This is a genomic window from Micromonospora cabrerizensis (assembly GCF_022230955.1).
Classification (GTDB): domain Bacteria; phylum Actinomycetota; class Actinomycetes; order Mycobacteriales; family Micromonosporaceae; genus Micromonospora; species Micromonospora cabrerizensis.
Map to the genome: position 1 here is coordinate 1 of NZ_JAKKFI010000084.1, position 23,749 is coordinate 23,749.

At 70.3% G+C, this 23,749-nt stretch carries 20 protein-coding genes; 10 read left to right on the forward strand and 10 right to left on the reverse strand.

Annotated features, from left to right (window positions below; all coding sequences use genetic code 11):
- Nucleotides 1-30 precede the first annotated feature (30 nt).
- Both LADH09A_RS22310 and LADH09A_RS22315 read right to left on the reverse strand, forming a co-directional pair.
- On the reverse strand, nt 31-561 hold the full coding sequence (locus LADH09A_RS22310; protein WP_238647416.1) for an SRPBCC family protein: 531 nt from the start codon (nt 559-561) through the stop codon (nt 31-33).
- Nucleotides 562-873 carry an ArsR/SmtB family transcription factor gene (locus LADH09A_RS22315; protein WP_088949605.1) on the reverse strand — a complete coding sequence of 104 codons (312 nt, stop codon included), beginning with the start codon at nt 871-873 and terminating at the stop codon, nt 562-564.
- A gap of 293 nt (nt 874-1,166) precedes the next feature.
- Between LADH09A_RS22315 and LADH09A_RS22320 the strand changes: the two genes are divergently transcribed.
- Nucleotides 1,167-2,096, forward strand: coding sequence for an LLM class F420-dependent oxidoreductase (locus tag LADH09A_RS22320; RefSeq protein ID WP_238647417.1), 930 nt, complete (start codon nt 1,167-1,169; stop codon nt 2,094-2,096).
- A gap of 111 nt (nt 2,097-2,207) precedes the next feature.
- On the opposite strand, the gene LADH09A_RS22325 is transcribed toward LADH09A_RS22320, so the two are convergent.
- Nucleotides 2,208-2,636, reverse strand: a complete 429-nt coding sequence (locus LADH09A_RS22325; RefSeq protein WP_238647418.1) for a hypothetical protein — start codon at nt 2,634-2,636, stop codon at nt 2,208-2,210.
- Between the two features lie 101 nt (nt 2,637-2,737).
- Between LADH09A_RS22325 and LADH09A_RS22330 the strand changes: the two genes are divergently transcribed.
- The 3 genes from LADH09A_RS22330 (at nt 2,738) to bdeA (ending at nt 5,901) form a co-directional block, all read left to right on the forward strand.
- Nucleotides 2,738-3,508: a hypothetical protein gene (locus tag LADH09A_RS22330; RefSeq protein ID WP_238647419.1), complete on the forward strand. Its 771-nt coding sequence runs from the start codon at nt 2,738-2,740 to the stop codon at nt 3,506-3,508.
- Nucleotides 3,505-4,788 carry an FAD-binding protein gene (locus tag LADH09A_RS22335; protein ID WP_238647420.1) on the forward strand — a complete coding sequence of 428 codons (1,284 nt, stop codon included), beginning with the start codon at nt 3,505-3,507 and terminating at the stop codon, nt 4,786-4,788. Before LADH09A_RS22330 ends, LADH09A_RS22335 begins: the two co-directional genes overlap by 4 nt.
- A gap of 201 nt (nt 4,789-4,989) precedes the next feature.
- Nucleotides 4,990-5,901: a bis(hydroxyethyl) terephthalate hydrolase gene (gene bdeA / locus LADH09A_RS22340; RefSeq protein WP_238647421.1), complete on the forward strand. Its 912-nt coding sequence runs from the start codon at nt 4,990-4,992 to the stop codon at nt 5,899-5,901.
- 83 nt (nt 5,902-5,984) lie between these two features.
- Here bdeA and LADH09A_RS22345 read toward each other — a convergent pair whose 3' ends face one another.
- The 5 genes from LADH09A_RS22345 to LADH09A_RS22365 form a co-directional block, all read right to left on the reverse strand.
- The gene (locus tag LADH09A_RS22345) at nt 5,985-7,139 is read right to left on the reverse strand and encodes a site-2 protease family protein (RefSeq protein WP_238647422.1); all 1,155 of its coding nucleotides are present in this window, start codon (nt 7,137-7,139) and stop codon (nt 5,985-5,987) included.
- A 7-nt stretch (nt 7,140-7,146) separates the two neighbouring features.
- Nucleotides 7,147-8,472, reverse strand: coding sequence for a 7-cyano-7-deazaguanine synthase (locus LADH09A_RS22350; RefSeq protein ID WP_238647423.1), 1,326 nt, complete (start codon nt 8,470-8,472; stop codon nt 7,147-7,149).
- Nucleotides 8,469-9,233: a hypothetical protein gene (locus tag LADH09A_RS22355; RefSeq protein WP_238647424.1), complete on the reverse strand. Its 765-nt coding sequence runs from the start codon at nt 9,231-9,233 to the stop codon at nt 8,469-8,471. The genes LADH09A_RS22350 and LADH09A_RS22355 overlap by 4 nt, the downstream gene beginning before the upstream one ends.
- Before the next feature lie 236 nt (nt 9,234-9,469).
- Nucleotides 9,470-13,567, reverse strand: coding sequence for a WD40 repeat domain-containing protein (locus LADH09A_RS22360; RefSeq protein ID WP_238647425.1), 4,098 nt, complete (start codon nt 13,565-13,567; stop codon nt 9,470-9,472).
- Nucleotides 13,568-13,578: 11 nt separating this feature from the next.
- Nucleotides 13,579-13,908 (reverse strand): CU044_2847 family protein, encoded by a 330-nt coding sequence (locus tag LADH09A_RS22365; protein WP_238647426.1) that lies wholly within the window; start codon nt 13,906-13,908, stop codon nt 13,579-13,581.
- Between the two features lie 402 nt (nt 13,909-14,310).
- Here LADH09A_RS22365 and LADH09A_RS22370 point away from each other — a divergent pair, with 402 nt between their 5' ends.
- The gene (locus LADH09A_RS22370; RefSeq protein WP_238647427.1) at nt 14,311-14,934 is read left to right on the forward strand and encodes a hypothetical protein; all 624 of its coding nucleotides are present in this window, start codon (nt 14,311-14,313) and stop codon (nt 14,932-14,934) included.
- Complete coding sequence (locus LADH09A_RS22375) at nt 14,934-18,170, forward strand: ATP-binding protein (protein ID WP_238647428.1); 3,237 nt, start codon at nt 14,934-14,936, stop codon at nt 18,168-18,170. The genes LADH09A_RS22370 and LADH09A_RS22375 overlap by 1 nt, the downstream gene beginning before the upstream one ends.
- 51 nt (nt 18,171-18,221) lie before the next feature.
- Here the strand turns inward: LADH09A_RS22375 and LADH09A_RS22380 are convergent, their stop codons facing one another.
- Nucleotides 18,222-19,076 (reverse strand): alpha/beta hydrolase, encoded by an 855-nt coding sequence (locus LADH09A_RS22380; protein WP_238647429.1) that lies wholly within the window; start codon nt 19,074-19,076, stop codon nt 18,222-18,224.
- Nucleotides 19,077-19,291: 215 nt separating this feature from the next.
- Between LADH09A_RS22380 and LADH09A_RS22385 the strand changes: the two genes are divergently transcribed.
- The 4 genes from LADH09A_RS22385 to LADH09A_RS22400 are packed head-to-tail and all read left to right on the forward strand — an operon-like array spanning nt 19,292 to nt 22,781.
- A complete protein-coding gene (locus LADH09A_RS22385) occupies nt 19,292-20,197 on the forward strand; it encodes an ABC transporter ATP-binding protein (RefSeq protein ID WP_238647430.1) in 906 nt (301 codons plus the stop codon).
- Nucleotides 20,194-20,994, forward strand: a complete 801-nt coding sequence (locus tag LADH09A_RS22390) for an ABC transporter permease (RefSeq protein WP_238647431.1) — start codon at nt 20,194-20,196, stop codon at nt 20,992-20,994. The genes LADH09A_RS22385 and LADH09A_RS22390 overlap by 4 nt, the downstream gene beginning before the upstream one ends.
- Before the next feature lie 27 nt (nt 20,995-21,021).
- Complete coding sequence (locus tag LADH09A_RS22395) at nt 21,022-22,152, forward strand: sensor histidine kinase (protein ID WP_238647432.1); 1,131 nt, start codon at nt 21,022-21,024, stop codon at nt 22,150-22,152.
- On the forward strand, nt 22,149-22,781 hold the full coding sequence (locus LADH09A_RS22400) for a response regulator transcription factor (RefSeq protein WP_238647433.1): 633 nt from the start codon (nt 22,149-22,151) through the stop codon (nt 22,779-22,781). Before LADH09A_RS22395 ends, LADH09A_RS22400 begins: the two co-directional genes overlap by 4 nt.
- 16 nt (nt 22,782-22,797) lie before the next feature.
- Here the strand turns inward: LADH09A_RS22400 and LADH09A_RS22405 are convergent, their stop codons facing one another.
- Nucleotides 22,798-23,706: a L,D-transpeptidase gene (locus tag LADH09A_RS22405; protein ID WP_238647434.1), complete on the reverse strand. Its 909-nt coding sequence runs from the start codon at nt 23,704-23,706 to the stop codon at nt 22,798-22,800.
- Between the last annotated feature and the right edge of the window lie 43 nt (nt 23,707-23,749).

The following is a 23,749-nucleotide window of genomic DNA, read 5'->3' on the forward strand; positions in this document are numbered from 1 at the left end:
GGGATCCCGGGGCCGCCGGGACGAGGGCGATCAGCTCTCACCGAGCCGTTCGGCGTACGTGTCGCGCAGCTCGGGCCAACCGAAATCCTTGGCCTCCGCGCCTCGGATCGGGCCGACCGGGTCGCCGTCGAGCAGCCGGTCGGCCACGTCGAGGCAGAGGTGCCAGCCGGCCGCGACCATCGGCAGCAGGCCCCGGTCGGTGACGGTGTGCCGCAGGATGAGTCGGGTGCCGCTGCCCAGTGGGCTCAGCTCCCAGCGCAGCAGGTCGTCGCCCCAGGTGTACTCCAGCAGGTGTGGCGGCTCGGCTCGGCGTACCGTCGCCGGGTCCTCCTGGGTGGTCTCGCCGTCGACGAGGGTGAGCACGGCGGCGCCGACGTGGCCGAGATCGCGGTCGGCGAGGAACGGAGCCCACTGCGCGAGCCGGGTCGGGTCGGTCAGGGCCGCCCAGACGGTGGCTGGCGAATGCCGCAGGTCACGGACGAAGACCAGGGTCGTGCCGTCGTGGGCGGGCTCGGCGCGCACCTCGGCGGGTGGGCTCGGGCGGAACGCGTCGCGGTTCATTCACTGCTCCTGACTGTCGAGGTGCCGTTCCAGGGCGTCCAGGTGGCGTGCCCACAGCCGGCGGTACGGGTCCAGCCAGCCGTCGACGGCCCGCAGCGGGCCCGGGTCGAGGCGGTAGATCCGCTGTCGGGCGGCCGTCCGACAGGTGACGAAGCCGGCGTCGCGGAGCACCCGCAGGTGTTTGGAGACGGCCGGCTGGCTGACACCGAGCCCGTCGACCAGCTCGCCGACGCTGCGTTCGGCGTCGCGGAGCTGATCGAGGATCCGGCGCCGGGTGGGCTCGGCGAGGACGGTGAAGGCGTCGGTGGACACCGAACCAATATGCCTCTCACTTCATATGACCGTCAAGGCATATGGCGGGGGTCTTCGGCGCGGGGCCAGCGCGTGGCGGTCCCGTCCCGACGGTCAGAGGTCCCGATTGGGCTAATTGACCGATTCGCACAGCGATCAGACGCACGCCCTGGCCTTGATCGACTCGGCTTTCAAGAAATCGGGGCATTCAGACGCCTGGGATACCCCGACTTCCCTGAAGACGAGTGGATCACGTCCGGCCGGAGGTCTCCGTCCCGGCGCGGCACCGCCGATCGGCTCCCTATGCTCGGATCATGGAACTGCGGATCTTCACCGAACCCCAGCAGGGCGCCAGCTACGACCAGTTGCTGGCCGTCGCCCGCTGCGCCGAGGACGCCGGATACGGCGCGTTCTTCCGGTCCGACCACTACCTGATGATGGGTGAGGCGAGCGGCGAGCCCGGCCCCACCGACGCGTGGACCACGCTGGCCGGGTTGGCCCGCGACACCAGCCGCATCCGGCTCGGCACGTTGATGACCGCCGCGACCTTCCGGCTGCCCGGCCCGCTGGCGATCACCGTGGCGCAGGTCGACCAGATGAGCGGCGGCCGGGTGGAGCTGGGCATCGGCACCGGCTGGTACGCCGAGGAGCACACCGCGTACGGCATCCCGTTCCCGTCGCTGGCCGAGCGGTTCGACCGTCTGGAGGAGCAGCTCGCGGTCATCACCGGGTTGTGGTCCACGCCGACCGGCGAGCGGTTCGACCACCCGGGTCGGTACTACCCGGTCACGGACTCGCCCGCGTTGCCCAAGCCGGTGCAGCAGCCGCGCCCACCGATCCTGCTCGGCGGGACGGGCCCGAAGCGCACTCCTCGGCTGGCTGCCCGCTACGCCGACGAGTTCAACCTGCCGTTCGCCTCGGTGCCGGACACGGCGGCGCAGTTCGACCGGGTTCGCGCAGCGTGCGCCGAGATCGGCCGGGACCCGGCCGGGATGGTCTGGTCCAACGCACTGGTCCTGTGCTGCGGGCGGGACGACGCCGAGGTGGCTCGGCGCGCCGCCGCCATCGGCCGCGACCCCGACGAGCTGCGGGCCAACGGGCTGGCCGGAACCCCCGCCGAGGTCCTGGACACCATCGGTAGGTACGCGGACATCGGCAGCGAGCGGATCTACCTCCAGGTGCTGGACCTCAGCGACCTGGCGCACCTGGAGCTGGTCGCCAGCGAGGTGATGACGAAGCTCTGAGTCGGCCGGATGGGCGTGGGACGCCGCTCGGCCGGGTGGCCGGAGGACGCCGCTCGGCCGGGTGGCCGGAGGACGACGCTCGGCCGCCTGGCCGCGGGACGCCGCCGGCGGTCAGGCCCGGTGGGCGCCCGTCCCGACCGCGTCCGGGTCGCCGAGAACGGTGTCCAGCCGCCCGTCCCCGTCACTGTCCACATAGGTGATGTCGGGGATCCCGTCGCCGTCCACGTCGATCTGCACGACGTCGGCGACGCCGTCGCCGTCGAGGTCGGTGACCACCTCCACCGAGCCGTCCAGGTGCCGGGTCACGATCGACTGTGGGCCGGCGGCGGGCGTGCGCGGCGGTGGACCGGGTGCCGGCACCGGTGTCGGGGCCGGCGCGGGCGCCGGTGTGGGGCGGGGACCGGGCGTGGGGGACGGGTGGCTCGGCAACCCGTCGGCCGCTGGCGCGCTGGCCTGCTCGACCCCGGTGCCGGTCGGGTCCAGCTCCTCCTCGGAGGGGTAGACGTCGCCTCTCGCGGCCGGATCACGGTAGCTGCTCATGGGCGTAGGGTTCCCCGACGATGACGAGAACAACCGTGCCCGATCGACCGGTGTCCTCGGTGCCGGGTTTGGCGGAAGATGCGGGGACCGACGCCACGGTCATGAACGGGGGTCCGAGCGTGGAACTGCGCCGGAATCGGGGAGCCCGTGCGCTCGCCCTGGTGTGCGTACTCGGCGGAGTGCTCTTGCTGGTCTATCCCGGCGACGGCGCCCCGCTACGGATGATCATCGCGGTGGGAGCCGTCGCGCTCGGCGGCGTGGCGCTGGTCAGCGCGCTGCGGCCGTTCCGGTTCCGGATCGACGCCGACGGGCTCAGCATCCGGCGGCCCGGTCTGCGCCGGGAGATCCCGTGGGCGGAGGTCGACGCGCTGGTCCTCGACGACCCGCCCCGACGCGCCGGCTACTCGGCACCACCGCGACTGCTGCTGGTGCCTGTGCCGGGTGTGACGCCTGAGCCGGTGACCGCCCGCCACCCGCTCGACGGTCGCCCGGCCACCGAGTTGCTCGTCCTCGACCAGGTTCGGGAGCAGCCCGAGCAGGTCTCCGCCGCGCTCACCCGCTACGCCGGGAGCCGTTTCGTCGACCTGGCCGCGCTGCGCCGCGCCGCCTTCGCCACCCCGGACCTCCCGGTCGGCCTGCGGGGCTACCGGATGGACCGGGTCGACCAGATGATCCGGCGCGGCCAGGACGCGCTGGTGTCCGGGGACGCGCAGACCCGGCGGGCGGCCCGGGGGGAGATCGAACGGGTGTGCGCGGCCGGTCTGCCGGTCGCCCAGCGTGGCTACAACACGTTCCAGGCGGATACGGTTCTGGACGCCCTCGTCGCCGCGTTGGCCGACCACCAGTCCACCGATCGGGAGACCGCCACATGACCGCCCAGGGACAGCACGCCACGTCGACCAGCGCGGCCGACGTCCCGCGCCGCAACTGGGCCGGCAACGTGCGGTACGCCGCTCGAGCGTTCCACCGCCCCACCTCCGTAGACGAGCTGCGCCGGCTGGTCGCCGGCAGCACCCGGATCCGGGCGGTGGGCAGCGGCCACTCCTTCAACCGCTTCGGCGACACAGACGGCGACCTCGTCACCCTCGCCGGGTTGCCCCCGGTCGTCGACCTGGACCGCGAGCGCGGGCGGGTCACCGTCAGTGGCGCGATGCGCTACGGCGACCTCGCCCGGCACCTGCACACCCAGGGGTACGCGCTGGAAAACCTTGCGTCGCTGCCGCACATCTCGGTGGCCGGCGCGGTTGCCACCGCCACCCACGGCTCCGGCCAGACCCACGGCAACCTCGCCAGCGCGGTCGCCGGCCTGGAACTGGTCACCGCCGACGGCCACCTACTGCGGGTCGACCGCGACACCGACGGGGACACGTTCGCCGGCATGGTGGTCGGGCTCGGCGCGCTCGGCCTGGTCACGCGGGTCACCCTGGACGTGGTGCCGACCTTCGAGCTGCGCCAGTACGTGCGGCTCGACCTCGACCGGGAGGCGCTGGACGAGGCGCTCGGCTCGGCGTACAGCGTGAGTGTCTTCACCGACTTCCGTTCTCCCCGGCTGCGGGAGGTGTGGCGCAAACAGGCGGCGGACCAGCCTCAGCCCTCGGCGGACTGGCTCGGCACCACCGCCGCGGACGCGCCGCGACACCCGGTGCTCGGGATGCCAGCGGAGAACTGCACCCCGCAACTCGGCGAGCCGGGTCCGTGGCACGAGCGGCTGCCGCACTTCAAGCTCGGGTTCACCCCGAGCAGCGGCGACGAGCTCCAGTCCGAGTACCACGTGCCGCGTACGGCGGCAGCCGCCGCGCTCGCCGCCCTGGACGACGTGGCGCACCTGATCGCCCCGGTGCTGCTGGTGACCGAGCTGCGTACGGTCGCGGCGGACGAGCTGTGGCTCAGCCCGAACCACCGGCGGGACAGCTTCGTGCTGCACTTCACCTGGGTCGACGACACCGCGGCCGTGCTGCCGGTGGTGGCCGAGGTGGAGGAGCGTCTGGCACCGTTCGCGCCCCGCCCGCACTGGGGCAAGGTGTTCGTCACCGACCCTGCGGAGCTGGCCGCCCGCTACCCGAGGTACGCCGACTTCGCCGCCCTGCTGCGTCACCTGGACCCGACCGGCACGTTCCGCACCGAACTGCTGGACCGCTACTTTCCCCGCTGACATCCGGTGCTGCCGGCTGCTTCCCGGTGCTGCCAGTGCTGCCGGCTGCCGGCTGCCGGTGAGGGTGCCATAGCGCGGTGGCATGGGTTGGCTGGGATTGGTGGGGGCGACACGCCCCGCTGGACACTGACCGGTGTCGATGGACCTCATCGGCCGGTCCCCGTCCCCGGGACCGTCGGCTCCACCCCCTCGGAGCGAGACATGCAGCCCTTGCCCGCCATCACCCCCAGCCCGGTCGCCCGCCGCCGCACGCATCGCGGCCTGCGCTGGGCACTCGCCCTGGTCGTGCTCGGTGCCGGAGTGGGCGCCGCGCCGGCCGCCCATGCCGCCGCCAGCCCGTACGAGCGCGGCCCTGCCCCCACCGTGACCAGCATCGAGGCCAGCCGGGGCGCGTTCACCATCGCCCAGACCACGGTCGCCGCCAGCAGCGTCACCGGCTTCCGGGGCGGAACGATCTACTACCCGACCAGCACCGCCGAGGGCACCTTCGGTGCGGTGGCGATCTCACCCGGCTACACCGCCACCCAGTCCAGCGTCGCGTGGCTCGGGCCGCGCCTCGCCTCGCAGGGCTTCGTGGTGATCACGATCGACACGCTGTCCCGCTACGACCAGCCGGCCAGCCGGGGCACGCAACTGCTCGCGGCCCTGGACTACCTGACCACCAGCAGTGGCGTGCGTACCCGGATCGACCGCAACCGGCTCGCCGTGATGGGGCACTCCATGGGCGGCGGTGGCAGCCTCTCGGCGGCGAACTCGCGGCCGCAGTTGCAGGCGGCGATCCCGTTGACCGGCTGGCACTCGGTGAAGAACTGGTCCGGCGTACGGGTGCCGACGCTGGTGATCGGCGCGGAGAACGACTCGGTGGCGCCGGTCTCGTCGCACTCGGAGCCCTTCTACACCAGTCTGCCGTCCACGCTGGACAAGGCGTACCTGGAACTCAACAACGCCAGCCACTCCGCGCCCACGAGTTCGAACGTGACGGTCGCGAAGTACAGCATCTCCTGGCTGAAGCGCTTCGTGGACGACGACACCCGTTACGAGCAGTTCCTGTGCCCCGCACCCCCTGCCTCCACCACCATCCAGGAATACCGAAACACCTGCCCCCACGCCTAACCCCAGCCCGCCCCCGCCCTTTCCCCGGTCGATCATGAAGTTGGCGGCGTCGATGTCGGCGTGTCGCGCCGCTAACTTCATGATCAACGGGACGGGGTCTGGGCAGAGGGGGTGGGGGTGCGGAGGGTGCTGCTCTGGACGGCTCGGCTGATGTCGGACGGGGAGACTATGCCCGTGAGGCGGCCGTCCTCGGTCACCACCAGGGCTCGGCCGTCGGCGCACTGGCTGAGGCGGGGGAGCAGGTCGTTGAGTTGCTCACCGGGCTGGGCCAGGACCAGGTCCTCGGCCCGGCAGGCCACCTCGGCCAGCGTGGTCGACGCCCGCCGCTCGGGCGGCACGCCGCGCACCCGGTCGACGGTGACCAGGCCGGTCGGCCGGCCGTCCTCGGTCAGCGGCAGCGCCGAATGCCGGTACGCGAAAAGGTAGTGGTCGACGAAGTCGGCGACCGTCATCTCCGCCGAGGCGGTCTGCGGCTGCGACGTCATGACGTCGCCGACCCGGATGCCGCGCAGCGCGCTGCCGGTGCGGGCCTGCCGCTCCTCCATGCCGGCGGCCCCGATCAGGAACCAGCCGATCAGGGCCAGCCACAGCCCACCGAAACCGACACCGGACAGGAACTGCCACAGCCCCAGACCGATCAGCAGCACACCCAGCACCCAGCCGGCCCGGGCAGCCACCACGGAAGCCCTGGTCCGGTCGCCGGTGGCCTTCCAGACCGCGGCGCGCAGCAACCGGCCGCCGTCCAGGGGCGCGGCCGGCAGCACGTTGAAGATGGCCAGCAGCACGTTGATGCCGGCCAGCCAGGCCACCGCCCCGAGCAGCAGCCCGCCCTGACCGGCCAGCGCGAGCAACGCGGCGACGACACCGAAGAGCGCCCCGAGCAGCAGGCTGACCAGCGGGCCGACGCCGGCGATCCGCAGCTCCGCGCCGGGGTCGCGCGGCTCGCCCCGCAACTCGGCCACGCCGCCGAACAACCACAGCGTGATGCCGTCGACCTCCAGCCCGTTGCGCTTGGCCACCACCGCGTGCGACACCTCGTGGGCGAGCAGGCCGACGAAGAACACCACCGCGGCGGCCAGCCCGGCAATGGCGTACGCGACGGGCGAGCGGTCCGGGTACGAGCGGGGGAACTGGTTGGCGGCCAACCCCCACGCGATCAGCGCGAAGATGACCAGGACACTCCAGTTGACGCCGACCGGCACTCCCGCGATCCGGCCAAGCCGGAAACTGGCCCTCATTGCCGGCTCATACCCGTAAGTGGCGGTCCCAAGCCCACGGGCGTCCCGGTGTTTCGGCGGGTGTGACTGGGCGGCCGTGTCGGGCGAACATCTGTCGGAATTCCACCCGGCCGGACTGCACAACGTCGGCCAGCGGAGCGGGATCGACGTCGTATGGCAGGGGCGTGTCGGTGGTCAGGTCCCGAACCGAGAAGGGATTACCCAACCATCGCTCCAGCGCCCGGCGATCGACAGCCCCATCCGCTTGATCATCAAGCAACCAGACATCCGTCTTGTACGGGGTGCTGTCACTCCCCAAGGCGGCGATGAGACCCGAGTGGCGCACGAGGCAGGGATAGCAGTGCCCGCAGTGGTAGTGCTTGGCGTCCGGTCGGTCCCGTGGCGGACGCCCGCAGCTGACGGTTGCATGGTTCAGTGTCGTTGCGCTCAACCCAGCCTTGAGGGCGCGTTGGCAAACCTGTCCTTTGGTCAGGCCCAGGTATGGGTTGACGACGGTCACCCCACTGCCGAGGGACCGTACGAGCGAGTTGAGCAGGTGCAGTGTGCCGGGGTGTACCGACTTCGTAGAGCACGCGGCCACCCGTGCCGGGGTGAGAGGCGGGTTGATGGCGAGTTGCCCGTTCTCCGGCACAGCAACCTGCGAGACACCGTGAGCGGCTGCCAGATAGATGGCGGTGGCGAGATAGAGAAGACCGCGCGTACGGGCCGATTTCTCAAGTCTCCTGTTCAACCGCACCTGTTGGGAGGCCTTGAGCTGTGCGATGTCTCGGCGGGTCAGCGACCTGACTGCGGCGAGCGCCCGGTCTTGCTGATAGCTCCACTGCGGCTCGAAGTACGAGACGAGCAGAAGGGGACCCCTCGCAACCCCTGCGCGTTCTGCTGCCCAAGCGGTGGAATCGAGCCCACCCGAGAACAGCGCGACTTCTTCTACCTCGGTGTACGTGGTGCGTCCCTGTTGAGGCCATCGCTGAGCGCCGGGACGTACAGAGATATTCCATCGATCCGCGCTCAAGGTCTCCAACAGGCGGGACAACAGACGCAGGGTCGACGGGTCCCAGGCATCGGGAGAGATGACGTCCACGGATAAGTCAATCGTTCGCGTCCAGCCATCGACAGCGCTCTCGCGAAGTGACAGCTTGTCGGCCAGGTACGCGGCTCGTGCGATCTGCAGCAAGTCCTGCGCCCAGTCGGGGCGGTCCTCGGGTACCTCGGCCAATCTCTGCAACCGCCCATTGGCGTGGGCAAGTAGAGGCCAGCCGATCGTCTTCCGCGTCGGAGCCGCCGAGATGCGGGCGCCAGCGGCGTAATGGTAGGCGAAGCTCGCCGAACTCATGCCGCCAACTCCAACTCGCTTCCGGCGAGCCCGAGAGCGGCAGTCACAGTGGTGGCAAGTAGGCCCCTTGCGACGTCCGCTAACGGTGCCGACTCGGGCCCACGTCTGGTCGCCTCAGCGCACGGGCTGGGCAGCACACGCACAACCTGCTCGGCAACGAAGTCAGCCACTACATCAGTGGGGTCCAGGATGATCAGCGCTGGCATCGCTAGCTTGACGTTCTCGGCGATGAGAATGTGCACGAACTCGCCAACCATCTCTCCGAAGAACGTCTGGTACAGCGCACAGAACAACTCGCCGGTCAGCCGTGCCGGATGGTTGGCCTCGCTCAGTGGCCCGCCAGGCACGGCAAGGTTCTCCGCGACACGCCGGGCCGCCCGGCGGATGGCGGCGTCCACGATCAGTTGGCCATCGCCAGCGACGTGGCCGACGAACCTTCGAACGAACTCGTCCGCGTCGCCCTGCGTTCTCAGGTTCGCCGCTGGTGAGGCCTGCGCTCGGCCGAGATCATCCAGCAGCTCAACAAGTCGCTCGCCAGCCTGCTTCGCCGCCGCTTGAATGCCGAACGCCTCCGGGTCTGTAGACAGCGCGTCCCGCAATGCTTGCTGGTACCGGGCGGCAATAACCTCGCCACGCTGCCTATCAGCCGGAACCAGTCGGTCGGGCCGGCTGGAGGCGTCCGGCGTCCATCTGCTCAGTCGGTTCTTGGCGCCGGTCCAGCCGGCATTTTTTGGCCCAGGCAGACGGGACGAGGTGCCCACGCAACCTCCCGGAGGGGTGGGAGAGGCATTGTGGGGAGTCTATGGGCACGTTATGTGTTTGGACAGATGCTTTCCGTGCGCGAACTGTGTCGCCGAAGACGCGGATCTCAGGTGCGCAGGCTGTCCTGGCAGGCGGAAGCCCAGGCTGGAGGCGCGATGACGGGAAGACCGCGCCGGGAGAAGATCGGCTTCAACTCGTGCTTTCTCGGGCAGAAGGGCTCGACGATCAATGCTGATCAGCGAGCCGGTACCGCTGGCCGGTGCTGCTGGACCAATTCCACCGCTCCTGACCTGTTCCAGCCAGCTCGGGTGTGGTCGGTGATCGTCAAAGCCAGTAGCCCGTGTTCCAGCCCGACGACCAACGTGCCCTCAACGAAGTGGCAGGTGAGCGCCGGATGCCGGACCGGGATGCTCCGGAGCAGCCGGTGCGTCTGCGGGTCCCAGAGCCGTACGGTGCAGTCCAGGCTGGTCGATGCCATGATCTCCCGATCGCCATACGGCATCGGACGGACGGCGGTGACCGCAGCGGTGTGCCCGGACAGGGTGGCGATCGGGCGACCATCGGTGGGGTCCGACAGCCGGATCGTGCCATCCTCCCCGCCCGAGACAAGCATTGTGTCGGCGTCCGCGGTGACCACGCAGAGCGCCCGCACCGCATCGTGGTGACCGCGCTGCTGCCACAGCGAAGAACCGTCGCTGTCCCAGAGTCGGATGGTGCCGGTGTCGTCCGCCGAAACCAGGAACTGGCGTCCCTGACGGGTGACGACCGTGAGGGCGGTGAGCCACCCCGGGTGCCCCGGAAGGCTGTCCCGTAGGGCCCCTGTCGCCGGCATCCAAAGGCGCACCATCTTGTCGTCCCCGGCCGATGCCACGATCTGCCCGTCGTCGGCGTCGATCACACAGATCGCATTGACGGGATCGGAGTGGCCGCCCATCACCTGCTTGGGCGTAGGCGTGGTGTCCCAGAGCCGGATGCTTCCGTCGTCGTGGCCGGTGACCAGCAGTGTCGGGTCGGCGCCGATGGGACTCATCCCGTGGATTGGGCCGAAACGGCTGTGGAATTCTCCGCGCGAGGTGCCGTCAGCTGAATCCCAGAGTCGTATGCTGCCGTCGCTGCCGCCGGAGGCCAGCAGCCGTTCGCCTCCCATCGGAATGGTGCAGAGTGCGGTGACCCGTCCGACCTGCCCGTCGGCAGTCGACCGGTCAGGAAGTTCGGCGTCCGGGTTCCACAAGCGGATCGTGCCGTCGTCCCCGGCGGTTGCGAGCACCTTGCGATCGGTCATCGATAACTCGCAGACCGCGCGGATCCAGCTCGCGTGTCCTCGCAGGCTGGGATGCTCGACACCGGACGCGACGTCCCAGAGGCTGATGACGCCATCCTCCCGGGTGCACGCGAGCAGTGTCACGCCGCCGGTGTCTATCGTGCACAGGTCGGTCACCGGCCCGGGACTGACAGTGAACTCGCGAACCAGCCTTCCGGCGACGGGGTCCCACAGGCGCGCCATGCCGTCGTGGCCGGCCGAGGCGAGCAACGTCCGCGCCCCATCGCGGACCGTGCAGAGGGTCGTCACCCATCCGGAGTGCCCTGACAACGTGGCGAGGGCTTCGCCCGTCGTTGGATCCCACAGCCGCACGGACCCGTCGAACCCGGCTGACGCGAGCATCCCTGGTCCCCCGAGCGGCAGGTGCGTCACGGCCGTCGCCCAGCCGGTATGCCCGGTCAGGGTGTGGCGCAGCGTCCCGGATCCCGGATCCCACACCCGAACCGTCCGGTCGTCGCCGACCGAGGCGAGCAGGTCACCGGCGGGAAGCGGGACCGCACAGACGCCTCGGACCCAGTCGTTGTGACCGTGAAACGTGTGCACCGACTGGCCGCTGTGGGGATCCCAGACACAGATCGAGCCGTCATCGCTGGCGGTGGCGAGGAGTAGCTCCCCGCCCACCCGAACGGTGCACATGCTGCGCACACGGTCATCGTGGCAGCTCAGCAGGCTCTCGGACTGGTTGGTGAGCGGGTCCCAGAACCGGACGGTCCCGTCCTCGCCCGCGGAGGCCAGCAATGTGCGACCGGCCACGTTGATTGGGCAGACGTCGTACACGCCCTGCGCGTGGCCTTCCAGTACTCCGCGCTCCTGCCGAGGCGGGGTCCGCGCCCAGCGGGCTTGGTAGGGCGCATCGGCTGGAGAGACGGCAGCCTGCAGACCGTCGAGCTTGTCGACCACGGAGAAGAGCGCGGCCCGCTCGGCCGGTGCCGCGCCGATCGCGGCAGGCGTGCGTTGCAGCAGGTGTGTTCGGGCGCGGGCGGCCGTACTCTGCGCTAAGCCGGTCACCCGAAGCAGGCGGTCGAGCCGGGCGTGCAGCAGATAGTCGTCATCGGCGAGAACGTCGTCGACGCAGCCGGCACGGGCAGCGTGCCCCGGAAGCGACCTCAGCAGGTAGTCGGGTGCCGTCGCCCAGTTGCTCTCCCTGCCGATTGCCGACCATCCCTGGAACAGGCGCCGTTCGTCTTCGGCCTGGCTTGTCACGTCCGCACGGGCAGCCAGCAGGGCGTCGTTGAGAGCTTGGTGGAACAGCCGGTACGCGGGTCGCTCGGCACCGCCCGTCTCGACCAGGAAATTTGCGGCCGAGGTTCGGGCGAACTCTCCCAGTTGGGCCTCGGTGGCAAAGCCGTCGAGCGCCGCCACAGCGATCTGCCAGAGCGACAGCGGCAACCCGGGCGACTCGGCGTACGCCAGTGCGGTCAGCGCCAGCCGGGCCGGAGCGAGACCCGCGCCGGGGAGCCAGGTCAGGTAGGTGTCCAATGCATCCGCGATCGTTCCACTGAACGACACGCGGGATGGCTCGATCGCCACAGTGTCCCGCAGCGCCCGCGCTCTCGCGACCAGCCCGGCGACGAGGAAGTTGCCGTTCGCGAGTTCAGCGATCCGCCGCGCCACCGGGGCGGCGACAGTCTCGTCCGCGTAGGGGTTGCCGGGACGTTCGGCGCCCCGAAGCTGGAGAGTCGCGCACGCGTAGTCGACCAGGTCCGACTGGGCGAAGAACTCCGGGGCGTCGAGGTCGATCAGATCTGAGTTATCACCGAAGTGGCTGAGCAGGTTGCCGTGGTCGTCGGCCCGTCGGCTACCGACGACGACTTGGGCTCCGACGTCAGCACTGCGAGCCAACGGCAGGAGCAACTCGTCGATCAGCAGCCGGGCCTGCTCTGGACTTGATGTTTCGTCCAACGCGTCCACCACTAGGTTGAACCGTGTCGGCCGCCCGGCGAGGCGCCCCCGAAGGGCTGGCAGGAGGTCGCTGACGCGTTCCGGGAGCCCGACCCCGGCGGCGCGGGCGACCTCGGTCGCCACGTCCAGCGCGCTCTTGCCCTTGGCATGCACGGCGCAGGACACCGAGCCGACGGTGGCTCGCCAGGCAGAGTCCGACGCCGGTAACGTCTCTCTGATCGTCGCATCGGCGGTACTGACGATCCGCCCGAGGACCGCCGACTTGCCGACTCCGGGAGAGCCCGTGACGATCAATGGTTGACCTGCCGGTTGCTCGTTGCCCAGAAAAGCGGTCAACCGCCGCAGCGCGACCTCGCGGCCTCGGAACCGGGAGCCAGTCTCGGTGGCGACCGAAACTCCGCGTCCGCGCGGCAACCAGTGTCGCCGCGCCTCGTCGTCCGTGGTCAGCGTCCAACCCCAGGCGGCGAGGGCGGCGTCATCGGCGTCCTGGGCTCGCCACCGGGCGAGCGAGGTCAGCTTCAGTTCCGGCATCAGCGTGTCAACGTGGGCGAAGGTCAGCGCCTGCCCGTGGCCTGCCGCGTCGGCCTCCAGCAGAATCCCCACCACGGCCTCGTAGTCCGGCGACCACAGGCCCGTCCCGCTGAAACCCTTGGCAACGCCGGGGTCAGACTCCGAGGTAAGGCGAACTCGCCCCCAGCCACCTTCGTCGCCGACCCGGCCATGTGCCGCACGGCCGCCCTCAGTGTCCTGCGGAAAGCCGTACGCCCACCACGGCTTACCGGTCAGTGTCTCTCCCGGCACAACCCTCAGCCGGGCCGCGGCCACGCAGGTGGGCACGGGCTCGACGAGTTCGAGAAGCACGAGGTCGAGGTGCTGTTCGGCCCGAGCATTGTGCAGGCACTGACGGACCTTCCTACGATCCCAGTAGGCGACCCCCGCCTTGGGGAAGGAAATCCACAGGTCCTCGCGGAGATCGCCCTGAGTAAAGGCCACGTGTTCGCAGGTAAGTATGAGATTCGAGTCGATGACAAAGCCGGCACCGATCGAGCCGTGGTTCTTCGCGCCGGCATGGATCGCGACGGTCCACGGGGCAGTCGGCGCCGAGGTCACCCGAGAGACCCCTAACTGTCGAACGTGCTGCCGTCAACCGGCGGCATCCCGGGTTGCCAGGAGAGGGTGACCTCGAAGTTGCCCTCGGTGGCAGCCTTGGCGATCAGCCAGCTTGCGGTGCCGGTCACCTTCACACCGAACTTCACCTGCACGGCGTCGGGCGTCAGGACCCTGACCTGCTCAAGCAGCTCACGGGCCGCCTGGATCGCGGGTTCGGCAGCGTCCCTGACCCGGCCCGCGACGTCACCGGTGCCGGCCGGTTGAAAACCGGCAATCGGCTCTATCTCGATCTGGGCGATCGTCTTGTTGTCCACCTCGTAGCGGACCACCTCAGACGACACACCTGACCTCCACCGTGAGAATGGGCAGGACAATGCCGGCGATCGGATAGACGACGACCACCACGCACGCCCCGCTGGTAACGAGCGCAATGCTGCCCGGGGGTTCAGTTGATTGGCAAGCAACCAAGCAAGATCGAATGTCCGTGGATCCCCCTGCTACGACGGTGAACGTCCTCGACCAGGCAATTTGCTAATAGGCGGCGATCTCGCTGTCGGGTATCTGCCGATCCAGAATGGACCTTGCGCCACGCACCGTCGATAGAGAGAATCGGCCCGGTATACCGTAGCCTGCGCACGCTGTTGGCGATCAAACCCCTCCGTACCCATCGCAGACGTCCGCCGTGGCCAGCGGCAGGCTTTCGCACCCTCAGGAGCACAATGCCCCACGACGGACTCACCCCCGTGCAGCGTTACGTACTGGTCCGGCTGATGATCAACGCGGATGCACTGCCATTCAAGCTCTTCGGCAGCCTGAAGGCGGACAAGCGCAAGGACCTGGTCGACCGGGGTTATGTCGTCGCCACTGAGCGACCGATCACGCTGGACCTGACCCAGAAGGGCCACGACCGGGCGGTCGACGAACTCGCTGCCGAGCCTCCCGAGCGAGCGGGCACGGCCGGCGAGACCCTCTACGCCACACTCGACTTCATCCGGCGGCTCCTGAAGCACAGCGGCACGGAGCCGAAGGATCTTTTCCGGCTCCGGCTGGCGACAAGTCGCCCGATCGTCGCGCCGGAGCCGGCATCCGATGAGATCGCCGAGGGGACCGACCTGGCGCATGACATCCGCGCGGCGTACAACAATCTCGCACCCCGTCCCGGCGACTACATCGCCCTGGCCGCGTTACGAGCCGCGCTGGAGGGGGTGTCCGATCCGCAGATCGACGCGGCGCTCATTGATCTGAATCGCGCTCCCGACGTACACCTGGTGCCCGAGTCAAACCAGAAGACTCTGACGGCTGAGCAGCGAGCTGCTGCGGTCAGCATCGGTAACCAGGACAAGCATCTCCTCGCCATCGGCCTGTGATGGATGAGGCTGAACGGCGCGCACTCACGGCGCTCCGGTTCAACTGGGCACCGACCCCGGACGACGTCTGGCAACCCCCCACCTTTCACGTCGCCGGCCTGCACGAGCACGCGGTTGACCTGATCCTGGAGGGCGTCGCAGAAGCGGACCGGAGCGTTCACTCCAGCCCGATCGGTGTCGCTCTGCTCGGGCAGCGCGGCACCGGCAAAACCCACCTGCTCGGGTACGTCCGAGAGCGGGTGCAGGCCGAAGGCGGCTACTTTTTCCTGATCAGTCTTCTGGAAGCAAGTACCTTCTGGAACAACGCAGTGCTATCCATCCTGGACGGCTTCGCGAGACCTGGCGCGGACGGCAAGACCCAGCTCAGGTTCTTTCTACGAAAGCTGGCGGAGCAGGTCGACGCGCCACGGCCGGTCCGACGCGCCATCATCGGTGAGTACGAGCTGAGCCGGACGGCGCTCGACGCGTTCGTTGACCTCATCCGCAAATACAACCGACAGGTCGGCATTGAGTGTCAGAGCACCGTGCGAGCACTCGTGCTCCAAGCGGCCGAGTCACCGGGTGTGCAGGATGTGGGTTACGGCTTCCTCTGCGCCAACGACGAGGAGGAGCCGGGTGAGCGCGCCGCGTGGGGGATCCGGCGCGGCAAGCGGTCCGCACAGGAAATTGTTCGGGATATCTCGCGGCTGCTGGCCCTGACCGGCCCGACGGTCATCGCGGTCGACCAGATCGACCTGTTGATCGCCCAGTCAGTCAAGGCTACCGGCAGCGAGGGCCAGTCCGAACAGTGGCGGACCTCGCTGCTGCTGGAACAGATCGCCGGCGGCCTGATGGCGTTGCGTGAGGAAACTCGTCGAACCCTGTCGGTGGTGGCCTGCCTGCCACACACCTGGGTGGAGATCAAGTCCCAGGCCACCGACACCATCCAGGACCGATTCCGGGAGGCGGTCCGGCTCAAGGAGATACCGTCTCCCGAGCTAGGCCGGGCGCTCATTCAACGGCGGTTCACCGCACGCTTCGAGGAGATTGCCTTCACCGCGCCATACCCGACGTGGCCGGTACTACCGACTGCCTTCGCGGAGGCGGTGCAGTTCACGCCGCGCGAGATGCTGCGCGTCATCGACCGGCACGTCCGCGGTTGCCTCGCCGTCGGTGAAGTTCGCGAAATGTCACATCTGCTTGCGAGGGAGTCGCGCCCCGGTGAAGTGGCGTTGCCCGGCTGGCCGGCGGCGGACAGTGTCCCTGGGTCGGAGGAGGACCTTGCGGCCAGAGCGAAACTGGCCCGATTCGACACCGAATTTGCCGAGCTCTGTGATCAGGTCGACCCGAGTGCGGCCCTCCGGCAGGAGACTGAGGACCTCGTCGTACCGGATCTGTTGAAGGCCGGGCTCACTGCGTGGATCGCGGAACGAGGCCCGGCAGGAGACGGGTTCAGTATCGACCCGCAGGCCGGCGGCAAGCCTGCCCTACACGCCCGACTTCGCCTCACCCTCAATGAGGAGATCGAGGACGAACAGCACTGGTCGTTTCGAGCGGTCAGCGCACGGCACCATATCGCGGCGCTCAATCGGATCCGCGTCGCGAGCACCACTGCTGGTCTGGCTGAGGGGGTGTCGAGACGACGCCTCTACTTGCTCCGCACCCCAGACTGGTCGACGGGCACCCGGACCAAGGAGGTTCTCGCGGCGTTCGCGGCCGCCGGGGGTAGCACCCTGGCCTTCAGCGAGCAAGACGTGACGAAATTGATGGCCCTGCGGGAGTTGATCGGCAGGCACGGCTCGGAGACGCTGCGACCGTGGCTCGTCAGTCGACGTCCAACGGAGAAGGTCGCGCTGCTCCGGCAGGCGCTCGCCGACGTCGTCCCCGATGCGGGTCATGCCGACCGTGCGGTTGAGCCGTTGGCGTCGACCGAGCCTGACCCGACGGCTGGCTCGGCCCGACTGGCCACGGCGAACGCCGAGCCGTTAGCCCACGTCAGCTCGGCGGCGAACATCGTTCCAATCGGTGTGGTGGTCGGCAGCGACGAATCAGTCTCAGTTGACCTGGAGGCACTCCGGCGACATACGGCGATCTTCGCCGGCTCCGGTTCCGGCAAGACCGTGTTGATCCGGCGGCTTGTCGAGGAGTGTGCCCTACGAGGCGTCTCGGCCATCGTGCTCGATCCCAACAACGACCTGGCCCGTCTCGGTGACCCGTGGCCGATTCCACCTGAATTATGGGGAGCCGAGGATGCTCGGTTGGCTGCTGATTATCTCGCCAACACCGACGTCGTGGTGTGGACACCCCGCTGGCACGGTGGGCGGCCGCTGAGTTTCCAGCCGTTGCCGCAGTTCGCCGACATCCTCAACGACTCGGATGCCTTCGCGGCCGGTGTCGACGCTGCTGTGGCCGCGCTCGCGCCGCACGCCCGCGCCGACGGGCCGACGGACCGGGCACGGCTGAGTCGAGCCGTGCTCCGTGAGGCCCTGACCAGTTACGCCCGGACCGGCGCGAGCGATCTGCGGGAGTTCATCGCGCTGCTCGGTGCGCTACCCGAAGGCGTCAGCCAGCTCGACGAAGGCGTCAAGCTCGGGGCGAAGATGGCCCAGCTACTGACTGCAGCCATGGTCAACGACCCGCTGTTCGGCGGCACCGGTAGCGCTGTCGACCCCGGCGAACTGCTTACCCCACCGCCCGGATTTCGAGCCCGCATCTCGGTGATCAGCTTCCTGGGGCTCCCCGACGACCAGCAGCGGCAGACCTTCGTCAATCAGCTGCAACTCGCCCTGTTCGCCTGGATCAAGCGCAACCCGGCGAGAGACAGCCCTCTCGGCGGGCTCTTCGTCATGGACGAGGCGCAGACGCTCGCCCCTTCAGGCGCGATGACGGCCTGCACGCAAAGCACGCTGGCGCTCGCCTCGCAGGCCCGCAAGTATGGGCTCGGCCTGGTCTTCGCGACCCAGGCGCCGAAGGGCCTGCACAACCGGATACCCGGCAACGCGGCCACCCAGTTCTTCGGCCTGCTCACGAGCATGACCCAGATCGACGCGGCGCAGGAGATGGCCAGGGCGAAGGGCAGCCCAATCACCGACGTGGGTCGGCTCACCACCGGTCAGTTCTACGCCGCCATCGCAGGGGGCGAATTCGTGAAGATGCAGGCGCCGATCTGCCTCAGTCACCATCCGAAAAGTCCTCTGAGCAACGAAGAGGTCGTCGATCGGGCGATCCGTGGCGCGACTGGCCCGCGGCAGTCGTGACAACGCACTGACTCGGCGTGCCGGAGGTCCACCACAAGGCGCTCGCTCGGTTCAGCGGCGCGGGGTCTCGCTCGCGATGGTCACCTCGCGGGGGAGGGCCGCCGCGCGCAGCGCCCAGTCCAGCGCGTAGTCGGCGATCCGCTCCCAGCCGTCCTGCCCCACGGTGAAGTGCGTGCGGCCGGGAAACTCCTCGTACGCGGTGAGCGCCCGGGACTTCTGGTAGAGCCCCGCGTTGGCGCGGACCACCGAGGCCGGCACCACGTGGTCGGAATCGCCGGCCATCAGCAGCAGCGGCGCGCGGTCGGTGCGTCCGACGTCGACGCGGGCGGGTGAACGCGGGTCGACGTTGGCGAAGGCGCCCTCGAAGAAGACCCGCCCGGCACCGGGGACGGCGTAGCGCTGCCACGCCCGGTCGGAGTCCTCCCGGCTCATCGTGTTGCCGAAGGTGTAGGCGAAGTCGTCCGGGGTGAACGGGACGGCCTTGCCCCGGTTGGCGGGGCTGCGCAGGATCGGGAAGCCGGAGCGCAGCTGGCTCAGCGGCACCTTGAGCACCCCCTTCACCGCTGCGGGATGCACCCCCACCACCGCCGCGCCGAGCCCTCGGTCGGCGAGGACCTGGGCGAACAGTCCGCCGAACGAGTGCCCCATGATGATCGGCGGTCGGGGCAGCGCCCGAATGATCTTGTCGTAGTGCGCGACGATCGTGGCCATGCTCTGCTCGGCGATCGGGCCGGGATCGTCCCGCAACTGCTCCACCGACCGGTCCATTCCGGGCCAGGCGGGGGCGATGACGTGCATTCCACGCGCGGTGTACCGCTCGACCCACCCCTCCCAGCTGCGCGGCGTCATCCAGAGTCCGTGGATCAGCACGACCGTGTCGGTCCGGCCCTGCGGCGTGGCACCCATCGCGTCCCCCCGGTGTCGCGGTGTCCGGCCCCGCGGATACCCGCTGCCACGGATGGAATGCCTCCGCTCTGACGACTCAGGGGCGGCCCGCCCGTCGCGGTCCCGGCCCGCGTGTCGGTCACCCTCTGCGCCGCCCGGGCCCCTGACAAATGTCACGGCCGGGACGTGACGGCCGCTCCGGGCACCGGGGTACGCGCCGGCGGAGCATCAGTGCCATGACCAGTACGCATCCGGCTGTCGAGTTGGACGGCCTCACCAAGACCTTCGGCGCGGTCACCGCTGTCGACGGGTTGAGCCTGCGGGTGCAGCCCGGCGAGGTGGTGGCCTTCCTCGGCCCGAACGGCGCGGGCAAGACCACCACCATCGACATGCTGCTGGGGCTGGCCCGCCCGGACGCGGGCACCGTCCGCATCCTCGGCGGCACCCCGGACAACGCGGTGGCCCGGGGCCGGGTCGCCGCCGTACTCCAGACCGGCGGGCTGCTCAAGGACCTCACCGTCGGCGAGACGGTCGAGATGTCCGCCCACTTCTACCGGCACACCCGCCCGGCCGTCGAGGTGCTGGAGCGGGCCGGCATCGCCGACATCGCCGCTCGGGTGGTCGGGCGCTGCTCCGGTGGCCAGCAGCAGCGACTGCGCTTCGCGCTGGCCCTGCTGCCCGACCCGGACCTGATGGTGCTCGACGAGCCGACCACCGGCATGGACGTCGAGGGCCGCCGGGACTTCTGGCAGGCGCTGCGCCGCGACGCCCGGGCCGGACGGACCGTCATCTTCGCCACCCACTACCTGGACGAGGCGGACGCGTACGCCGACCGGATCGTGCTGGTCCGGCAGGGGCGCGTCGTGGCCGACGGCACCACCGCGGAGATCAAGAACCTGGCTGCCGGTCGTACCGTCCGGGCCACCCTGCCCGGCGCGGACCAGGCCGCGCTCGCCGCGCTGCCCGGTGTGGACGCCGTGGAGGTACGCGGCGACAGCGTGCTGGTGCGCACCGGCGACTCGGACGCGATCGCCCGGCACCTGCTCACCCGGACCGCCGCCCGGGACGTGGAGATCACCTCCCGCAACCTCGAAGACGCCTTCCTCGCCCTGACCACCGCGCAGACCGGAGCCTTGCGATGACCACCCTGCCGGCCACCCCCACCCGTTCCGTCGAGCCGGACCGCCGGCTGCCCGCCCTGGGCGGGTTCGCCCCGGCAGTGCTGCGCATCGAGCTGCGCCGGGTGCTGCGCAACCGCCGCACCCTCGCCTTCACGCTGATCATGCCGGGCGTCTTCTTCCTCATCTTCGGCCTGCCGCAGGGCGGGCAGACCCTGGACAACGGCCGCCCGGTGACGGCGTACGTCATGATCAGTCTGGCCGTGTACGCGGCCATGGTGGCGACCACCAGCGCCGGTGGCGCGGTCGCCACCGAGCGGGCACTGGGCTGGAGCCGCCAGTTGCGGCTCACGCCGCTGCGCCCGAGCGCGTACGTGGCCACCAAGCTGGTCACCGCGATGACCCTCGGCCTGCTCGCGGTGGTCGTCGAGTTCCTGGTGGGCGCCGCGGCCGGCGTCCGCGTCCCGGCGTACGTCTGGCTGCTGTCCGGGCTCGCCGCCTGGCTCGGCTCGCTGGTCTTCGCCGCGTTCGGTCTGTTCATCGGCTACCTGGTGCCGGCCGAGAACGTCATGCAGTTCATCGGCCCGATCCTGGCCGTGCTGGCCATGTTCGGCGGCCTGTTCGTCCCGGTCGAGGTGCTGCCGGAGGTGCTCCAGCAGGTCGCGACGTTCACCCCGGTGTACGGCATGGGTGTGCTGGCCCGCGCCCCACTGACCGGTGACGGGGTGAGCGCGGCGGCGGTGGTCAACCTCGTCGGCTGGGCGCTGGTCTTCGGCGTCGGTGCGGCGCGGCTGTTCCGCCGGGACACCGCGCGGGTCTGACCGGCCGCGACCGCTAGCGTGATCCCGATGGACCTCTCGACCGGGCAGCCCTGGCCGGTGAGCCGCCACTGGCGGGTCACCGGCTGGTTGTTGGCCGCCGTCTGGCTGTTCTTCCTCAACGTGCCGCTCGCCACCGCGCTGCACCAGCCGGAGCTGTGGCGGCGGGTGCTCGGCGTGGTGGCCCTGGTCGTCTTCGGCGTCGGTTACGTGCTGCTGTTCCAGTGGGCCCGCAAGCTGCGACAGTCCCTGCGGCCGATTCCGACGGGCCGGGCGCGGGTCGGGCTGGTGCTGCTGCTCGCGGTGGGCCTGGCCAGCCTCCCGGGCACCGACGGTGACTGGTTGGCCACGCTGGTCTACGTGGCGGCTGCGGCGGTGTTCCTGCTACCGCTGCGGGAGGCGTTGACCGCCGTGGTGGTCTGCGCCGTGACCCCCGTGCTGGCGTCCTGGCTGGTGCCGGGTTGGGAGGCGGAGAGCGGCATCGTCTTCGCGGTGCTGCTGGCCTCGTTCGCCATGTTCGGGGTGTCCCAACTGGCCCAGCGCAACAGCGAACTCCGAGCCGCCCAGCAGGAGATCGGCCGGCTCGCGGTCGCCGAGGAACGGGCCCGCGCCGCCCGCGACCTGCACGACATCCTCGGGCACTCGCTGACCGTGGTGGCGATCAAGGCCGAGCTGGCCGGGCGGCTGATCGACGTCGACCGGGACCGGGCCGCCGCCGAGATCGCCGAGGTGGAGGCGCTGGCCCGGGCGGCGCTGGCCGACGTACGACAGACGGTCGGGGCGTACCGCGAGGTCACTCTCGCCGCGGAGCTGGCCGGCGCCGGCTCCGCGCTGGCCTCGGCGGGCATCGCGGCGGACCTGCCGGCCGAGGTGCCGGACCTGCCGGAGGAGTGGGACCGGTTGTTCGGCTGGGCGGTACGGGAAGGGGTGACCAACGTGGTCCGGCACAGCGGGGCGCGGTGCTGCACGGTCCGGGTCCACCCGGACCGGGTCGAGGTGAGCGACGACGGCCGTGGTCCGTCCACCCCTGACGCCACCGGCCACGGGCTCGTCGGTCTGCGGGAGCGGGCGCGACGGCTGGACGCCGTGGTGACCGTCGGTCGCCGGCCGGAGGGTGGCGGTTTCCTGCTGCGGGTGCACACGCCGGGGGAGGCCCGGTGAGCGGCGGGGCCGCGCCGATCCGGCTGCTGCTCGCCGACGACCAGGCGTTGGTTCGGGGTGCGCTGGCCGCGCTGCTCTCGCTGGAGGAGGACCTGACCGTGGTGGCCGAGGTCGGCCGCGGTGACGAGGTGGTGCCCGAGGCCCGGCGCACCGCACCCGACGTGGCCCTGCTGGACGTGGAGATGCCCGGCATGGACGGGATCGCCGCCACCACGGCGTTGCGGGCCGCGCTGCCGACCTGCCGGGTGCTGGTGGTGACCACCTTCGGCCGGCCCGGCTACCTGCGTCGGGCGATGGAGGCTGGTGCGAGTGGCTTCGTGGTCAAGGACACCCCGGCCCGACAACTCGCCGACGCGGTTCGCCGGGTGCACTCCGGCCTGCGGGTCGTCGACCCGACGCTGGCCGCGGAGACCCTGGCCACCGGGGTGAGCCCGCTGACCGAGCGGGAGACCGAGGTGCTGCGGACGGCCCGTGGTGGTGGCACCGTCGCCGATCTGGCCCGGGCACTGCACCTGTCCGAGGGGACGGTGCGCAACCACCTGTCGGCGGCGATCGGCAAGACCGGTGCCCGCAACCGCGCCGACGCGATCCGGGTCGCCGAGCAGAACGGCTGGCTGCTCGGCGAGTGACAGTGGCTGCTGACGGTCAGGCGGTCGGCGGCGGGGTGGGCAACCGGTCGACCACCACCACACTGCTGCCGGGGCGGACCTCCGCCAGCAGCTCCCGCTGGCCGGAGCGGGTCAGCCGGATGCAACCGTTGGTGGTGTTCTCGCCCAGCTCGTCGTCGTTGTGCCAGGTGTGCACCCCGATGTGCGCGCCGCGCAGCCCGGCCGGCACCGACTCCGGGTCGTCGGGCACCGAACCGAGGGCGTAGATGTCCACCCCGCCGTAGACCGACTCCGGCGGTGGGGTGCGACCCAGGACGAAGGTCCGCCCGAGGGGAGTGTCCTGCCCCGGCTGGCCGAGGCTGACCTGCCAGGAGCGCACCGCCCTGCCGGCCCGGTACCAGGTGAGCCGGTGGACCTTGCGCTCCACCACGATCTGGTCGCGCAGCGGCACGGTGTCGAACCCACCGGGCGGCAGCCAGGCGAGCCGCCGGTTGGCCGAGGGCAACAGTACGGCCGTCCAGCCGGCGTGCCGCTCGGCGATCGGCATGGTCAGCTCGACGCCACGGATCGTCGGTTCGAGGAAGGCTCGCGGACGACCGCCGGGCGCGTCGTACGCGGGGATCCGCGCGGTCGGGTGCGCGCCCTCGGTCAGCGGCGTGGTGTCCATGGTGGCCGGGTCGGCGGGAAACCCCGCGGGGGCGGGGTCGTAGTCGACCACCGGCAACCCGGCCGGGGCGGGCGCCGCCGGGGGGATCGGCTCCTCGGCGTTCTGCTCGACGCTGCTCGGCGTCGGGTCGGCCGCCGCGACGACCTTCTCGGGAGCCGTCGTGCCCGGGGTGAGGGCCTGGCCGATCAGCAGCGCCATCACCAGCAGCAGGGCCACGGCGATGGCGGCGGCCACCCAGACACCACGGCGGCGGTACGGGGACTTTCCGGCAAACTCCACCAAATCACTGTATCGGAGATGCCTTTGCCAGGAAGAGCCCCTT

Coding starts and splice junctions, on each gene's coding strand:
- LADH09A_RS22385 (WP_238647430.1), top strand. CDS start 19,292: ATGACCAGTACGCATCCGGCTGTCGAGTTGGACGGCCTCACCAAGACC.
- LADH09A_RS22380 (WP_238647429.1), bottom strand. CDS start 19,076: ATGGGTGCCACGCCGCAGGGCCGGACCGACACGGTCGTGCTGATCCAC.
- LADH09A_RS22375 (WP_238647428.1), top strand. CDS start 14,934: ATGGATGAGGCTGAACGGCGCGCACTCACGGCGCTCCGGTTCAACTGG.
- LADH09A_RS22325 (WP_238647418.1), bottom strand. CDS start 2,636: ATGAGCAGCTACCGTGATCCGGCCGCGAGAGGCGACGTCTACCCCTCC.
- LADH09A_RS22350 (WP_238647423.1), bottom strand. CDS start 8,472: ATGAGTTCGGCGAGCTTCGCCTACCATTACGCCGCTGGCGCCCGCATC.
- LADH09A_RS22320 (WP_238647417.1), top strand. CDS start 1,167: ATGGAACTGCGGATCTTCACCGAACCCCAGCAGGGCGCCAGCTACGAC.
- LADH09A_RS22310 (WP_238647416.1), bottom strand. CDS start 561: ATGAACCGCGACGCGTTCCGCCCGAGCCCACCCGCCGAGGTGCGCGCC.
- LADH09A_RS22395 (WP_238647432.1), top strand. CDS start 21,022: ATGGACCTCTCGACCGGGCAGCCCTGGCCGGTGAGCCGCCACTGGCGG.
- LADH09A_RS22345 (WP_238647422.1), bottom strand. CDS start 7,139: ATGAGGGCCAGTTTCCGGCTTGGCCGGATCGCGGGAGTGCCGGTCGGC.
- LADH09A_RS22330 (WP_238647419.1), top strand. CDS start 2,738: ATGAACGGGGGTCCGAGCGTGGAACTGCGCCGGAATCGGGGAGCCCGT.
- LADH09A_RS22335 (WP_238647420.1), top strand. CDS start 3,505: ATGACCGCCCAGGGACAGCACGCCACGTCGACCAGCGCGGCCGACGTC.
- LADH09A_RS22390 (WP_238647431.1), top strand. CDS start 20,194: ATGACCACCCTGCCGGCCACCCCCACCCGTTCCGTCGAGCCGGACCGC.
- bdeA (WP_238647421.1), top strand. CDS start 4,990: ATGCAGCCCTTGCCCGCCATCACCCCCAGCCCGGTCGCCCGCCGCCGC.